General features: G+C 28.4%; 13 protein-coding genes and 2 pseudogenes. 6 read left to right on the plus strand and 9 right to left on the minus strand.

The genetic code is table 11. From position 1 onward, the window contains the following. Window positions 1–44: 44 nt before the first annotated feature. Window positions 45–554, plus strand: a complete 510-nt coding sequence (locus tag BX611_RS04195) for an acyl-CoA thioesterase (RefSeq protein WP_115878367.1) — start codon at window positions 45–47, stop codon at window positions 552–554. Between the two features lie 2 nt (window positions 555–556). Here BX611_RS04195 and BX611_RS04200 read toward each other — a convergent pair whose 3' ends face one another. From BX611_RS04200 to BX611_RS15280, 4 genes are all read right to left on the minus strand, one after another. Then, on the minus strand, window positions 557–1,783 hold the full coding sequence (locus BX611_RS04200; RefSeq protein ID WP_115878369.1) for a murein hydrolase activator EnvC family protein: 1,227 nt from the start codon (window positions 1,781–1,783) through the stop codon (window positions 557–559). Continuing rightward, on the minus strand, window positions 1,783–2,559 hold the full coding sequence (locus tag BX611_RS04205; RefSeq protein ID WP_115878371.1) for a DUF4292 domain-containing protein: 777 nt from the start codon (window positions 2,557–2,559) through the stop codon (window positions 1,783–1,785). The genes BX611_RS04200 and BX611_RS04205 overlap by 1 nt, the downstream gene beginning before the upstream one ends. Further along, window positions 2,560–3,525, minus strand: a complete 966-nt coding sequence (locus BX611_RS04210; protein WP_115878373.1) for a tetratricopeptide repeat protein — start codon at window positions 3,523–3,525, stop codon at window positions 2,560–2,562. It lies immediately after the preceding gene. 97 nt (window positions 3,526–3,622) lie between these two features. Further along, window positions 3,623–5,302 (minus strand): ABC transporter ATP-binding protein, encoded by a 1,680-nt coding sequence (locus BX611_RS15280; protein ID WP_115878375.1) that lies wholly within the window; start codon window positions 5,300–5,302, stop codon window positions 3,623–3,625. Between the two features lie 354 nt (window positions 5,303–5,656). On the opposite strand from BX611_RS15280, the pseudogene BX611_RS15310 reads away from it, so the two are divergent. The 3 genes and pseudogenes from BX611_RS15310 to BX611_RS15320 all read left to right on the plus strand — a co-directional run. After that, window positions 5,657–6,487 (plus strand): annotated as a pseudogene (locus BX611_RS15310) (ABC-F family ATP-binding cassette domain-containing protein); the annotation flags it as partial. 183 nt (window positions 6,488–6,670) lie between these two features. Continuing rightward, window positions 6,671–6,985: pseudogene (locus BX611_RS15315) on the plus strand (ATP-binding cassette domain-containing protein); the annotation flags it as partial. Window positions 6,986–7,135: 150 nt separating this feature from the next. Next, window positions 7,136–7,519 (plus strand): hypothetical protein, encoded by a 384-nt coding sequence (locus tag BX611_RS15320; RefSeq protein ID WP_449405342.1) that lies wholly within the window; start codon window positions 7,136–7,138, stop codon window positions 7,517–7,519. Between the two features lie 82 nt (window positions 7,520–7,601). On the opposite strand, the gene BX611_RS04225 is transcribed toward BX611_RS15320, so the two are convergent. The 4 genes from BX611_RS04225 to BX611_RS04240 form a co-directional block, all read right to left on the minus strand. After that, window positions 7,602–8,318 (minus strand): 3'-5' exonuclease, encoded by a 717-nt coding sequence (locus BX611_RS04225; protein ID WP_115878379.1) that lies wholly within the window; start codon window positions 8,316–8,318, stop codon window positions 7,602–7,604. Between the two features lie 77 nt (window positions 8,319–8,395). After that, the gene (locus tag BX611_RS04230; protein WP_115878381.1) at window positions 8,396–9,157 is read right to left on the minus strand and encodes a T9SS type A sorting domain-containing protein; all 762 of its coding nucleotides are present in this window, start codon (window positions 9,155–9,157) and stop codon (window positions 8,396–8,398) included. Between the two features lie 172 nt (window positions 9,158–9,329). Next, window positions 9,330–10,091, minus strand: coding sequence for a T9SS type A sorting domain-containing protein (locus tag BX611_RS04235; protein WP_147296398.1), 762 nt, complete (start codon window positions 10,089–10,091; stop codon window positions 9,330–9,332). A 289-nt stretch (window positions 10,092–10,380) separates the two neighbouring features. After that, window positions 10,381–12,012: a lamin tail domain-containing protein gene (locus tag BX611_RS04240; protein WP_115878386.1), complete on the minus strand. Its 1,632-nt coding sequence runs from the start codon at window positions 12,010–12,012 to the stop codon at window positions 10,381–10,383. A 221-nt stretch (window positions 12,013–12,233) separates the two neighbouring features. On the opposite strand from BX611_RS04240, the gene BX611_RS04245 reads away from it, so the two are divergent. Together BX611_RS04245 and BX611_RS04250 are read left to right on the plus strand one after the other, a co-directional pair. Continuing rightward, on the plus strand, window positions 12,234–12,932 hold the full coding sequence (locus BX611_RS04245; protein WP_115878388.1) for a response regulator transcription factor: 699 nt from the start codon (window positions 12,234–12,236) through the stop codon (window positions 12,930–12,932). Then, window positions 12,922–13,968 carry a sensor histidine kinase gene (locus BX611_RS04250; RefSeq protein WP_115878390.1) on the plus strand — a complete coding sequence of 349 codons (1,047 nt, stop codon included), beginning with the start codon at window positions 12,922–12,924 and terminating at the stop codon, window positions 13,966–13,968. Before BX611_RS04245 ends, BX611_RS04250 begins: the two co-directional genes overlap by 11 nt. Here BX611_RS04250 and BX611_RS04255 read toward each other — a convergent pair. Next, window positions 13,936–14,856 carry a glycosyltransferase gene (locus BX611_RS04255; protein WP_317047873.1) on the minus strand — a complete coding sequence of 307 codons (921 nt, stop codon included), beginning with the start codon at window positions 14,854–14,856 and terminating at the stop codon, window positions 13,936–13,938. The two genes, BX611_RS04250 and BX611_RS04255, sit on opposite strands and share 33 nt — an antisense overlap. Window positions 14,857–14,935 lie beyond the last annotated feature (79 nt).

Below are 14,935 nucleotides of genomic sequence, written 5' to 3' on the forward strand. Positions count from 1 at the left end.
TTTTTTGATAAAATAGCTTTACCTTTGCCAAAAATTAAAAAGGCATGATAAAAGCACCTAAAGAATCTTTAACTATTTTAACTGATATTGTATTACCTGGAGAAACTAATCCTTTAGGTAACCTGTTTGGAGGAGAATTATTGGCAAGAATGGACAGAGCTTGTAGTATTGCTGCACGTCGCCATTCACGCAGAATTGTTGTAACAGCATCTGTAAATCATGTTGCTTTTAACAAAGCTGTTCCTGTTGGAAGCGTTGTTACTATTGAAGCCAAAGTTTCGCGTGCATTTAAATCATCCATGGAAATTTATGTTGATGTTTGGATTGAAGATCGAGAATCACAAGAACGCACTAAAGTAAATGAAGGAATATACACATTTGTGGCCGTTGATACAACCGGAACACCAGTTGCAGTTCCTCAAATAAAACCAGAAACTAAACTTGAAATTGAACGATTTGAAGGAGCCTTACGTCGTAAACAGCTAAGTTTAATACTTTCTGGAAAAATGAAACCTTCTGATGCTACTGAATTAAAAGCCTTGTTTTCAAATTAAAATTACATCCTATAAATCCAACTTGCTGGATTTAAAGTTTTAGCATTGTTTGTTAATACAAAACTTAAAATTGTTTTTCCTGTAATTTTATCTGTAAAAATAGTTCCTATTTCTTGCTTAGTTGTTACTTTATCTCCAGTAGTTACAAATACATTTTCTAAATTTTTATACACCGTAATATAATTTCCGTGTTGTATTAAAACTGCCTTTTTATTTCCAGACATTACTTGAACAGCTAAAACAGTTCCATTAAAAACAGCCCTTGCTTTGCTTCCATCGTTTGTAGTAATTCTAACGCCATTACTTTGTATTGTGGTTGATTTTACAATTGGATGCGGTTGTTTACCGTAAAAAGTAGATACATAACCCTTTTCTACTGGCCAATCCAATTTACCTTTGTTTAGTTCAAATTTTGAAGCCAATTCCTTTGCTTCCGGGGTTAAAGCAAAAGTTGTAGAAGCTGTTTTAGAAGTATTTCCCGATTTTTTATTGGAAGCTGTAATTGCATCTCTAATAAGTTTATCAATTTGGGCATTTATTCTGTTTTCCTCTTTTTGAAATTGTCTAATCTGTTTCTTGTATTTATTTTCTTTTTGTTTAACCTGAGTCAATAAATTTTCCTTAGATTTTTTTTCTTTTTCAATAACAGATTGCTCTTTCTTCTTTATTTCTAAAAGTGTTTTCTTTTGATTTTTTTTAACTTGTAAGGAATCGGTTAAAACTTGTAATTCTGTAGTTTTTTGTTGAATTTCGTCCCCCTGTTTTTTTCTAAATGCAGTATATTGTTTCATATACTGAAAACGTTTATAACCTTGAAAAAAATTTTCTGAAGACAATAAAAACATAATTCTACTATTTTGAGATTTGCTTTTGTATGATTTATAAATCATATCAGCATAATCCTTTTTAAGCGCCACTAAATCTCTTTTATTTTGATTTATTTCAAGTTGATTCAAGTAAATTTCGTTTCCTAATTCATTTGATTCACTTTCAATTGCGGCAATTAAATCTTCTCTAGTATTTATTTTATCATCAATATCTTTTAGCTCATTTAACACATTGGTTTCTTTTCTTTTTGTGTTGGACAACAATGCATTAATGTAAATCTGATCTTTTTGAAGTTGAATACGTCTTGCTTCTAAAACTTGGCGCTTTGATTTTTGAGCAACAATGTTTGAACTAATTAATAGTGCTAAAAATAGAAAAAGGTAATTTAATTTAAACTGCATTATTTTAAACTAATTTCTTTGTAACCACTTGGAATTGAAAACGGAAATGTTAAATCCTCATTAAATTCAACGGTACGATATTCTATATTAATGGTTGTTAATTTTTTATGATCAATTGCTCTAATATTTATATTTTCTGGAAATTGCTCTCCTTTAATATTTTTATAATTAGGATAAGAAACTGTAAGTAATTGTTGCTTGTCTTGATTACGAATTTCTTGCTTATTAAGTTTAAAATTTTCTGGATTCATAAAAAACAAAATCCCAAATAAATCATTGTCTTTTTTAGGTTTTATTTCGTACAAATTATTATCAATTTTAGAATCGTATTTTCCTTTTCTTAAATTTAATACCGCCTGACCTAACAATATATTTTGAACTTTTTCATAATCTAGTTCGGTTCCTAACCATTTGCTTAACAAAGAAAAATCACCGTCAAAATAAGTGCGTTGCAATTTTTCGTAATAGATTACTCTACTTGGTGTAATTTTAACTTTAGCAACTGGAAACCCTAATTTTGTTGCACTCATCCATATAGTTTTGTCCTTTTCTAAACGTAATTTTATGCTAAAAGTTACCGACGTTCTATTGTCTTTATATTTTGCATTTAGTTTAGCATTAATGGTTTTTTTATTAAAATTAGAATTGTAATGGTTGCTTATAATTTTTTTGGTTGTAATTGCATTCACATTCGTATTATCTACAGTTTTTTTATTGGATTTACAAGCTGTAAAAACCAATAAAACTACAAGTAATATTTTAGAAAATAATTTCATTTAATTTGTTTGTTTTAACTGTTCCACCTTTTGTTGGAATTTTAAGGCTTCTTTTTTATTATTTAAACCTTCATAACTAATAATAAGTTGATTGTAAAAATCTACTTCCATTTCAATGTTATCTATAACAAAATCAATGCCAATTGTTAAAACGTCAATTGCTTCATTATATTTTTTAAGCTTATTTAAAGCAAAACCTTGTAACTTATATAATAATGGTTGTGCCGGATACAATTCCAACGCATTTTTACAATCTGTATTTAACATTTCGAAAAGGCTATTTTCAATTTCATATTTTAAAATTTCTAATAATACTTTATAGCTTTTATTTTCTTGATACTCTTTTCTTAAAGATTCAATTCCTAGGTTTTCTATTGGATTTTGGGTGGTTGTATTATTAGCTTTCTTTTTAGTTAATTTTTTTCTATTTATTAAATACGTTTTAAATCTTTTAATTCTTAATGTTGCCAACGCATTATCCTCAATTTCTGTTATCAAATTTTCAGCGCTTTCAAATTCTTTATTTTGAATGTACAATAAAACTAATTCATCTGAATAACTCGGCTTAATTTTAACAAGCTGTTTTTGAATTTCTATAGCATCTTTATAATTTCTTTGGGCTTTTAGTAATGCAACTTTATGCTTTAATAAATAGCGGTTTTTAGGTTCTTTTTCCAGTGCTTTATCAATAAATATTTCAGCTTCAAAATACTTTTCAAGTGATAAATAGTTTTTTGAAAGCTCAAATTCAACTGCTAAATTTACCGAATCAATTTGATAACAATTTTCAAGACTTTCAATGGCTTTTGCATAATTATTAGTTGCAGTTTGCTTTAAAGATTCAAAAAAATGTTCTTGAAATTTAAGAGCTAATACTTCTTGATTATCAATATTTTGAGCATAAGAAAAATTAGAGAAAAAACCAATCCCCAATAAAATTATAATATGTTTTTTTTTAATTTTCATTAATAGCGCAATATACAATTTATTAAGATGAAAAATAGTTCCTTCTTTTCAACTTTATCCAATCTTTTAGCAAAAAAATAATAACAATTTTTAAATATTAATCATCAATTCCTTTTGGAATTGCATCAATTAATTTTTTAGTGTAGGTGGTTTTTGGAGTCTTATAAATGGTATCTGCATCTCCAATTTCTTCAATTTTTCCTTTATTCATAACCACTAACTGATCAGACATATATTTAACTACTGCCAAATCATGCGAAATAAAAATATACGTAAACCCAAATTCTTCCTTTAAGGTATTTAACAAATTTAATACTTGTGCCTGCACGGAAACATCTAGTGCGGAAACAGATTCGTCACAAATTATTAATTTAGGTTTTAAGGCAATTGTACGAGCAATACCAATTCGTTGCCGTTGTCCACCAGAAAATTCATGAGGGTATCTATAAAAATGAGCCTCTTCTAAACCAACTTTATTTAAAATATCTAACACGTGCTTTTTTCGCTCTTCGTAAGAAGAAAAAATAGTATGCACTTTCATTGGTTCCATAATTGCTTTTCCAACAGGAATTCTAGGATTTAATGAAGAAAAAGGATCTTGAAAAATAATTTGTACTTCTTTTCTAAATACTTTCAATTCATTTTTTGAAAGATTTGTAATGTCTTTTTGCTTGTAAAAAATTGTTCCTTTTATTGCTTTTTCTAAATGTAAAATAGTGCGGCCTAAAGTAGTTTTTCCGCACCCAGATTCACCTACCAAGCCTAAAGTTTCCCCTTCAAATAATTGAAAAGAAACATTGTCTACTGCTTTTACAACATTCTTTTTACCAAAAAAGAAACTATTATTAGATATAAAATAAGTAGCTAAATTTTTCACCTCTAACAATGGTTTTTTACTATATATATTTTTATGAAATTGAGTGCGTTCAAGGTCTGAATAAATTTCTTTTTGAAATGTTCCATTCATAAAATCTTGAACTGTTGGCAATTTTTTAATTCGTTCTTTTAAATTGGGTTTTGAATTAATTAATGCTTTGGTATAATTATGTTTAGGAGCTCTAAAAACCTGTTTAACTTCACCTTGTTCCACAATATTACCTTGATACATAACCAGCACATTATCAGCAATTTCAGAAACTAATGATAGGTCATGAGAAATAAAAATAATACTCATTTCTGTTTCTCTTTGAAGCTCTTTTAAAAGCTGAATTATTTCCTTTTGAACCGTAACGTCCAAAGCTGTTGTTGGTTCATCAGCGATTAAAATTTGTGGTTTACATGCAATTGCCATAGCAATCATTACACGTTGCTTTTGCCCACCTGAAAGTTGATGTGGATATTGATTGAAAATAACGGCTGCTCGGGGCAGTTTTACTTTATTAAAAAGCTCAATTACTTGTTCCTTTGCAACTTTATTTGCTAATTTTTTATGCTGTAATAAAATCTCCATAACTTGATAACCACAAGTTAAACTTGAATTTAAAGAACTCATAGGTTCTTGAAAAATCATAGAAATTTTATTGCCTCTTATTTGCTGAAATTCCTTTTCTGAAAGTGATTTTAAATTAATATCATTAAAAATAATGTCCCCTTTTATTTTAGCATTTTTTGAAAGTAAGCCTAAAATAGCTAATGATGTTACCGATTTTCCACTTCCAGATTCACCAACAATTCCTAAAATTTGTTGTTGTTTCAATTCAAAGGAAATATCATGAACAACAGTATTTTGTAGTTTGTTTGATTTGAATGAAATTGATAGGTTTTTAACTGAAAGCATCTAATTATTTTATGTGCTAAAAATACAGCTATTCTTTTAAGTTTTGAGGTTTTATGGCAGAAAAGTCTAAAGTTAACTGTTATTCCGAATTTAGTATAAAGCAATAAAGAATCTCCAACTATAACCCTGAGATTCTTCACTATCGTTCAGAATGACAAATAAACATTATGGTTTGTTTTTCAATTGGAAACTGCGTTAGGGATGGAATGGTATGTTTGAGCTCTTTTATTGTATTTTTTTTCAACCAAAAAAAAGCGAGTAATAACAGCCCGACCTGCAAAGGAACGCCCAAATAAGTTTAATTGTATTATTGGCATTTATTTTATGTAATTTTGCGACTAAAATTTGGAGTGCATGAATTACCTATCGGTTGAAAACATATCAAAATCTTTTGGAGAATTAACACTTTTTAGTGATATTTCCTTTGGAATAAATAAAGATCAAAAAATTGCATTTATTGCAAAAAATGGAACAGGTAAAACTTCCATGCTTAATATTATTGCAGGTTTGGACAGTTCTGATACCGGACAGGTAATTTCAAGAAAAGGATTAAACATTGAATACTTATCACAAGAAGATAATTTAAACGATAATTTAACTGTTGAACAAACCATATTTGATTCGGGCAATGAAACCTTAAAAGTGATTGAGGAATATGAGCATGCACTGAAAAATCCTGAAGACGAAAACGAGTATCAAAGAGCATTTGAGAAAATGGAACGACTAAACGCATGGGATTTTGAAACACAATTTAAGCAAATTCTATCCAAACTAAAATTAGACGATTTAACCAAAAAAGTATGTGAACTTTCCGGTGGACAACGTAAACGTTTGTCGTTAGCATTAATTTTAATCCACAAACCAGATTTATTAATATTGGATGAACCAACAAATCATTTAGATTTAGAAATGATTGAATGGTTAGAAAGCTACTTTGAAAAAGAAAAAATTACACTATTTATGGTAACGCATGACCGCTTTTTTTTAGAGCGTGTTTGTAATGAAATTGTTGAATTAGATAATGGCGGTTTTTATACTTATAAAGGGAATTATTCTAATTATTTAGAAAAAAAAGAAGCTAGGATTGAACAGGAACAAGCAAGTGTTGACAAAGCTAAAAACCTGTTTAAAAAAGAATTGGATTGGATGCGTAGACAGCCAAAAGCCCGAACTACAAAAAGTAAAAGTAGAATTGATGATTTTTATGTAATTAAAGAAGCTGCATCCAAGAGAAGAAACGACCATGAAGTTCAGTTGGAAATTGATATGGAGCGTATGGGAACTAAAATTTTAGAACTTCATAAAATTTCAAAATCGTTTGATGATTTAAAAATTTTAGACAACTTTGATTATAATTTTTTGCGTGGAGAACGCATTGGTATTATTGGGAAAAATGGAACTGGTAAATCTAGTTTTTTAAATATTATTACTGGAGAAATTCCTGTTGACAGTGGTAAAGTTGTTGTTGGAGAAACCATAAAATTCGGTTATTACACGCAAGATGGAATTGTTATAAAACCAGGTCAAAAAGTAATTGAGGTTATTAAAGAGTTTGGTGAATATATTCCGTTAACAAAAGGGAGAAAAATTTCTGCTGGTCAATTATTAGAGCGTTTTTTGTTTAGCAGAAAACGTCAGTATGATTTTGTTGAAAAACTAAGTGGCGGTGAGCGTAAACGATTATTTTTATGTACTGTTTTAATTCAAAATCCAAACTTTTTAATTCTAGATGAGCCAACAAACGATTTAGATATTATTACTTTAAATGTGTTGGAAAATTTCTTGTTAGATTTTCCAGGGTGTTTATTAGTAGTATCACATGACCGTTACTTTATGGATAAAATTGTGGATCATTTATTTGTATTTAGAGGAGCTGGTGAAATAGAAGATTTTCCGGGAAACTATTCCGATTTTAGAGCATATGAGGATTCTAAACCTAAAGAAGATACTATTGAAATAAAAAAACCTGAATCTAAAACAAAACTACCTGTAACAAAAGCAAAGTTATCCTATAAAGAAAAAAAAGAATTTGATGGTATTGAAGGTGAAATTGAAAAATTAAATTCCGAAAAAAGTAATATTGAAGCAGCCTTTTTAGATAGTTCTCTTTCTGGCGAAGAAATAAATAAATTATCTATTCGTCTTCAAGAAATTTCTAATTTAATTGATTCTAAAGAAGAACGTTGGTTTGAACTTTCTTCTAAGTTAGAAGAATAGTTTTTTGTTTTCACTTAAAAACTTGCTAAGGATACCAACACATCCATGTATGATACTGAAAACATATATAAACTTTTTAACTTTATACATGAATAATATCTAATGCTTCAATTAAAGGTTCATTATTAAAACGCAATAATAATTGCGCTATCGCAATGGTGTCTTTTTCACAATAAGTAACAATTCTTTGTATATTTTTTTCTTTATAATAAACAGTACCAACCTCACTACCAGTAATATCATCTTTTGGTGACGGAATTCCTAAAATTGAAGTTAGTAATTTTAATGATGTGAAATGCTTATAATCACCAAATTTCCATAACTCCATGGTATCTAAATGAGCTATCTCCCAAGGTTTTTTACCAAATAAATTCAGTTTTTCAGGTAAAGCTATTTGCTTAATTATCATTCTTCTAGCCATAAACGGAAAGTCAAATTCCTTACCATTATGAGCACAAAGTAAATGTTGGGATTTATTAAAATGTTTATCTAACAGATTCTTAAAATCTTTTAAAATTTTAACCTCATCTCCAAAAAAAGAAGTGACTCTAAATTTTCTTTCTTTCGATTTAAAATTAATAAAATAACCAACAGAAATACATACAATTTTACCGAACTCAGCCCAGATACCTGCCCTGTCATAAAATTCTTCAGGAGTAAAATCTTCTTTGCGTTGGTATTGAGTTTTTAAAGCAAAAAGCTCTTGCTTTTCTTCGGTTAACTCATTATAAAACTCTGTTTCAGGTACTGTTTCAATGTCTAAAAACAATATGTTTTCAAAATTAATTTTAGTGTTCATAGCTTTTTTTATATAAATATAATAAAAAAAGCATCTTTATTAATAAAGATGCTTTTTAAAAGTTAGATTTCTAAAAATTAATTAATCAATATTTTTTTTACAGAAATTTTTTTATCTTCTTCAACCTGAATAAAATATAAACCAGTATTTAAATTTTTAACATTAATAATTTCATTTGATTGCACAGTTTTTTCATAAACCACACTTCCTAAAATTGAATAAATAACAACATATTTTTCCAATGAGTTTTTAGTAGAAATTGAAATATTACCATTATTCACCGGATTTGGATATACATTAAAACCATCAATTTGATTTTTTACAACTCCTAAAGATTTATTTGAATTTGGAAACCCTGGAGTAGCTGGTTGTTTAATCCATCTAATAGGATTCACCAGTTTTTGTAAAGATTCTTCAGGAGTTTTAATTACATTATTTCCAGCTATATCTTCAGACGGACTTGTATAATTAGCTTCCGCAACTGGACCATTTTTAGCAACAAAAGATCCATTATAACTTAAAAATTCTACTACGGTGCCATTATTATCAATTAAGGCCACAGCAGCACCTTTTGGAAATCCGTCAGAAATGCCTGGAACATCAATCCAAATAATATTATTATTTAATGTTTGAGCTAAAGGAATTGTTAAATAAACCTTTTCGTTAGTTCCTTGATAAAAAACTAGGCTCCATCCATATAGATCTGTAACACCTTCTCCCATCAATTCCACGCCAGGTGACGCATCAGAGTTGTAGTTAATTTCTGAAATACTCACACTCTGTCCAAAACTTAGAGTTGTTAAAAATACTGTAATTATTAAAAAGTAAAAATTTTTCATTTGTGGGGAAATTCAAAATTCTTCGCGAAATTGAATAAAAAGCTAATAACAAACAACTTATAGCCAAAAAAGTATGCCAACGGTTTGTTTTTATTAATAATTGGTAATTTTTCAACTTAAAAAAGTAAGGTTTTCCCTTACTTTTTTATAAATTGTAATATCTATATCACTTTTAATTTACAATTAATTTTCGCGTAGCTATTTTACCCTCCTCTTCTATTCTTACCAAATAAATTCCTTTATTTAAGTTATAAATATCTAAAACCTCTTTATATTTTACTAACTTACTAAAAACCTTTTGACCACTTATTGAGTAAATTTCTACGTGTTTATCGGCCCAACTGTTTGAAGATATATTAAGTTTTGCATTTGAAACAGGATTTGGATACATTGCAAAGTTTTCGATTTCATTTTTAACTACAGAAAGTGTTAGTCCTGCTGTTGGTCCTGTACCAGGTGTTGCAGAAATTCCAGCTATCCATCCACTATCAGTTAATTGTATTGAAGTACCGTTAGATGTACTATTATTTTCAGAAACAGTTAACTGTGTATAAGAAATTGTTGATGGAGCTGGTGTAGAAGTGCCATACCAAAGGGTATCAACAACAGTTGAACCATTTAGCAGTACAACTCCACCAGAAACATTTTTTATAGCATAATCCGGATTAGATCCACCCATATAAGATACCCACAAATATTCTCCTGTATTTATTATAGTGCTATTTGGAAAATTAAAAGTGTAATATAATGTTCCGACACTATCATACAAATTTATACTCCAACCCGTTAAATCTGTTGTAACTGAGGTTGTAATCTCAATTCCTTCTCCTGAATCAGCTCCACTATCATCATAATGAATTTCAGAAATTTGTACTTGCCCAAAACTTGGGGTAGTTATTAATAATAAAATAAATAGAACGTAAAAAAATTTCATTGGGGATTTATTTTTTAAAAAATCTCCCAAAAATCCTTATTTATTATATAAATAGCTATGCTATTAAGTAAAACTTAACAAATAGGTCTAAAAAAACTATAAATGGATTGTTTTTACAAATAAAATGAGTAAGGAAAAACCTTACTTTAGTATGTTTTTCCCTTACTTTAAGTATTTATTTTATAAATAATTTAAAAATATCTTCTTAAAATGAAAATTTCTATAGTTATTTATTCAGGTACAATAGTAAAACTTATTTCGCATAAATTACAATCACCAACTTCAATTTTTAATTTACAATTAATTTACGTGTTGCAATTTTACCACCTTCTTCAACTCTTACAAAATAAATACCTCTATTTAAATCAGAAATATTTATAATTTTCTTTAATTCCAATTTTGTATTATAAACTTGTTGTCCAGTTAAATTATAAATTTCAACTTGTTTATTTAAATTGTTATTTGATGAAATATATAACACCCCGTTTGAAACAGGATTTGGATACATTGAAAAGTTTTCGATTTCATTTTTAACTACTGCTAAGCCAAAATCGTTGTTAGCTCCTGGTGTCCCTAAATCTCCAAGACCATAAGCAGTAGTTGCCGTTCCCCAGTTAGAACCAGTATCATTAGAAACGCTATTATATTTATATAAGTGCAACTCCATACTTTCCCCAGAATAATTTGGAAAATCTATATCATTATAATACACTTGATCAATAATAACACTCCCCATTTCTACAGGAGTTGTTAAAATTATTTCGTCGATAGATGATAACGTAAAACTAACAAAATCATAATCAGCATTAAAATTTCCATTTTCTACAAAAATTGAATTTCTTGCTAAAACAGCAAATCCTCCAGAAGGTACTATTACTGATGAATTTATTGGATGAGATTCCGATTCATTATCGGAAATCACCCAACCATTCAAATCAATATCTATTGCGGTGGTATTGTATACTTCAAAATATTCTCCATTTGCATCAGTTACCATAGTTGGGTTATGCATAATCTCGGTAATTATTATTGAACCAACATTAGGCGATACATTTCCACTTAAAACAACTGTTTTACTTATAGCTCCCAAACTGTTAATTACAAGATTATCAGTATAATATCCAATATTTAAATTAGCTTTTAACCTCACATAAATAGTGGTAATTGGTACGGTACCATCAATTGGGGACAGATTAATTGATGATACCCATCCTGAACCCGAAGTTTCAGAAATTTCAAAATTAGTTGGAGCAATTAAAACAATATTATTAGTTGTTAGATTTGTTCCAGATACATTAAATGTACCTTCTGCAGATGGGCCAAAATTAAACTCATAATTCATTCCAGAAACAGAATTACTCGCCAAAATAGAGGGTGCTAAAATAAATGTTTGACCGTTATTAACAAGACCATTTGTTGCAATAGCTGAAAGTGCCCAGCTAAAATCTTCATAATTTGTTCCAGAACCTGTCAATTGCAACGATTCGCCTGCTGGATCAGTACCATCTTCAAAAACACCAATATCAACGGATGTCATCCCAGTTGCTAATCCACTAGTTGCTGTAAAAGCACCTTTATAACTTAAAAATTGTACAATAAAATTATTTGGATCTAGTAAAGCAATTCCTTCAATATCATTTTGAATATTCGCATTTAAAAACCAAACCGTACCTCTATTATTTTGTAGGTTTGGTATTAAACCAGATAATGCTTTTGTGTCATAAATAGTCCCGTCTACTCCGTTATAAAACAACAAACTCCATCCCGATAAATCAGTTCCGCTTGGTCCTGCAATTTCAATACCTTCATCAATATCTGCTCCACTGTTATCATAATGAATTTCGTTAATAAAAACATCGGTTTGCCCAAATGATAGCGTAACCACAAAAGTGGTTACAACCAATAAATAAATCTTTTTCATAGCATTTTTTATAGTTGTTCTTAAATATAAAAAAATATTTTCATAAAACGAATTAATAGGCTAATTATTAAATAATTAGTCGCTTTTTTATGGCTAAAATTAATTTTAAGTAATTTTAATGTTAGCTTAATGTTATTCTTTTCATTACTTTAGTTATGCTATTTTGTATTAGTAATTAATGATTACTTTTGAATGTTTTTACCATTAAACTTGTAAAAATTATGAAAAAAGCAGATATTAAAATACTTTTAGTTGACGATGAACCAGATATTTTAGAAATTGTTGGATACAATTTAAAAAATGAAGGTTATAAAATTTATACCGCAAAAAATGGTATTGAAGCAATTGCTTCTGCTAAAAAGAATAACCCACATTTAATTATTTTAGACATTATGATGCCTGAAATGGATGGTATAGAAGCTTGTGAAAAAATAAGAGCTACTAAAGGTTTAGAAAATGTACTTATTACATTTTTTACTGCTCGTGGTGAAGATTATTCACAAATGGCAGGCTTTGATGTTGGTGCAGATGATTATATTACAAAACCTATAAAACCGAAAGTACTTATTAGTAAAATAAAAGCTTTATTAAGAAGAGTTAATGAATTTCAAAACACTTCATCATCTGACAAATTAAAAGTAGGTGAAATAATAATTGATAGGGAAGAATATGTAATTATTAAAGATGGTGAAAAACTTTCATTACCAAGAAAAGAATTTGAACTATTTGCCTTACTTGCTTCAAAACCAGATAAAGTTTTTAAAAGAGATGATATTTTAGATAAAGTTTGGGGAAATGAAGTAGTTGTGGGTGGAAGAACCATAGATGTGCATATTAGAAAATTACGTGAAAAAATTGGTGATAATTTTTTTAAAACCGTAAAAGGTGTTGGGTATAAATTTGTAATTAATGAAGATTAAAAAAACATATTCATTTGCTTTTTGGACTTCAATATTTATTACCCTATTTATAACGGTTTCATTATATTTTTCTGCTTATTTTTATTTAAATATCACACTTAAAACCACCTTTTTTCTTCTTTTTACAGGTGTAATTTTTGTTTTTACTTTTTTTATTACCCAGTATCGTTTAGAAAAATTTATCTATAAACGTATCAAAAAAATATATGATAGCGTTTCAGTTTTAGACCCTTCCGATTTTCATAAAACCGCAATTACATCTGATATTGATGCGCTCTCTAGAGAAGTACAAAAATTTGCAGAAATAAAACAAAAGCAAATTACCAATTTAAATATGAGAGAAAGCTATAGAAGAGAGTTTTTAGGAAATGTTTCTCATGAATTAAAAACACCATTATTTACTGTCCAAGGTTACTTATTAACTTTAGCAGATGGTGCAATGAATGATAAACGAATTGGTAAAAAATACTTAAAACGTGCCAATAAAGGTGTTGAAAGGCTCATTGCTATTGTTAAAGATTTAGATTTAATTTCTAAATTAGAATCGGCTGATTTAACTTTATATAAACAACCTTTTAATATTTTAGAATTGGTTCAGGGTGTTTTTGATTTACTTGAAATGAAAGCCAAAAAAAGAGGTATTTCATTACATTTTAATAAGCATTATATATATCCAATAATGGTTATTGGTGATGTTGAAAAAATTGAACAAGTAGTTACCAACTTAATAGTAAACTCCATTAAATACGGAAAAAAAGATGGTACCACAATGGTGAGTTTTGACAAAACTGATACAAAAGTTTTAGTAAAAGTTATTGATAATGGTGAAGGAATTAAAAAAGAATATCAAGCCAGGCTTTTTGAACGATTTTATAGAGTGGATCAAAGTAGATCCAGAGACCAAGGTGGTTCCGGTTTAGGACTTTCTATTGTAAAACACATTATTGAAGCACATAACGAGCAAATTTTTGTGAAAAGCGAATTTGGTAAAGGTTCTGAATTTTCATTTACCCTCGAAAAGCTTAAAGAGATCTAAATCTATATTAGAAACATTTTTTATAAACCCTTGGTAATTATCAATTTCCTTTAATTTTTCAAACGTAAACTCATGTTGTTTTATAGATGGGGCAATTAATTTATCATTCAATTTTTTAGCTAAATATTCCTGTTCAAATTGACCTGGTGTTGGAATAAAAAATGCCTTTTTACCGCAAATAGCTAAATCCATAATTGTTGAATACCCAGAACGAGCAATTACAATTTCACTTTGATTAATTGCTTTTTCAAGATTTTTTGAAAGTAAGTAATTTACAATTTTAAAGTTATTTGAAACCCTTAAATTAGAGCTATTATCTAAAACTCCTCTAACAAAAAGGACTTTTCCTTTGTAATTTTTAAGTTCAATTAATAATTTTTCCTCTAATAAAGTTCTTTGAGGTTCTGGACCAGAAAGTAACACCAAAAGATTATTTAAAATTTCTCTTTTTTCATATTTAAACCTGCTTAAAACACCAATATATTTTAGATTAAAATCATGTGTTTCTAAATGACCTAGATTACCTGAAAAACTAGGTTCATCTTTAAAATCAGGCACCCAACATTCATTAAAATTTTTTATTATTTTTTGATGTGTTTTAGAAGTAATTCCAGTAGTTTTTCCAGATAAAACATTTAACTGATGTGTAATATAAACAGATGGAATTTTAGAACTATAAACTCCAAACCTATTATCTGAAATTATTCCAGCTATATTTTCTTTATTAATAAGTTGAGCAACTAATTTATGTTCTTTTTTTACCGCTGAAATTACTGAAGGAATACTTAAAAGTAGCTTAAATTTTAAGTTTTTACCACTTTTTGAGTATTTAATATTATACGTGGGAAATTTATAACTCCTTAGTAAAGGAAACTCCTTTTGAAGCAATAATAAGGCGTGACCATCACTTGCTAAAATTGGTTCATAATTGGCCTTTATTAAGGCATTAATTATTGGGATACAACGC

Source organism: Lutibacter oceani, from assembly GCF_003384935.1.
Taxonomy (GTDB): Bacteria; Bacteroidota; Bacteroidia; order Flavobacteriales; family Flavobacteriaceae; genus Lutibacter; species Lutibacter oceani.

Excerpts from the sequence above, each read along its gene's own strand:
- BX611_RS04195 (WP_115878367.1), top strand. The coding sequence starts at position 45 with ATGATAAAAGCACCTAAAGAATCTTTAACTATTTTAACTGATATTGTA.
- BX611_RS04200 (WP_115878369.1), bottom strand. The coding sequence starts at position 1,783 with ATGCAGTTTAAATTAAATTACCTTTTTCTATTTTTAGCACTATTAATT.
- BX611_RS04205 (WP_115878371.1), bottom strand. The coding sequence starts at position 2,559 with ATGAAATTATTTTCTAAAATATTACTTGTAGTTTTATTGGTTTTTACA.
- BX611_RS04210 (WP_115878373.1), bottom strand. The coding sequence starts at position 3,525 with ATGAAAATTAAAAAAAAACATATTATAATTTTATTGGGGATTGGTTTT.
- BX611_RS15280 (WP_115878375.1), bottom strand. The coding sequence starts at position 5,302 with ATGCTTTCAGTTAAAAACCTATCAATTTCATTCAAATCAAACAAACTA.
- BX611_RS15320 (WP_449405342.1), top strand. The coding sequence starts at position 7,136 with ATGGATAAAATTGTGGATCATTTATTTGTATTTAGAGGAGCTGGTGAA.
- BX611_RS04225 (WP_115878379.1), bottom strand. The coding sequence starts at position 8,318 with ATGAACACTAAAATTAATTTTGAAAACATATTGTTTTTAGACATTGAA.
- BX611_RS04230 (WP_115878381.1), bottom strand. The coding sequence starts at position 9,157 with ATGAAAAATTTTTACTTTTTAATAATTACAGTATTTTTAACAACTCTA.
- BX611_RS04235 (WP_147296398.1), bottom strand. The coding sequence starts at position 10,091 with ATGAAATTTTTTTACGTTCTATTTATTTTATTATTAATAACTACCCCA.
- BX611_RS04240 (WP_115878386.1), bottom strand. The coding sequence starts at position 12,012 with ATGAAAAAGATTTATTTATTGGTTGTAACCACTTTTGTGGTTACGCTA.
- BX611_RS04245 (WP_115878388.1), top strand. The coding sequence starts at position 12,234 with ATGAAAAAAGCAGATATTAAAATACTTTTAGTTGACGATGAACCAGAT.
- BX611_RS04250 (WP_115878390.1), top strand. The coding sequence starts at position 12,922 with ATGAAGATTAAAAAAACATATTCATTTGCTTTTTGGACTTCAATATTT.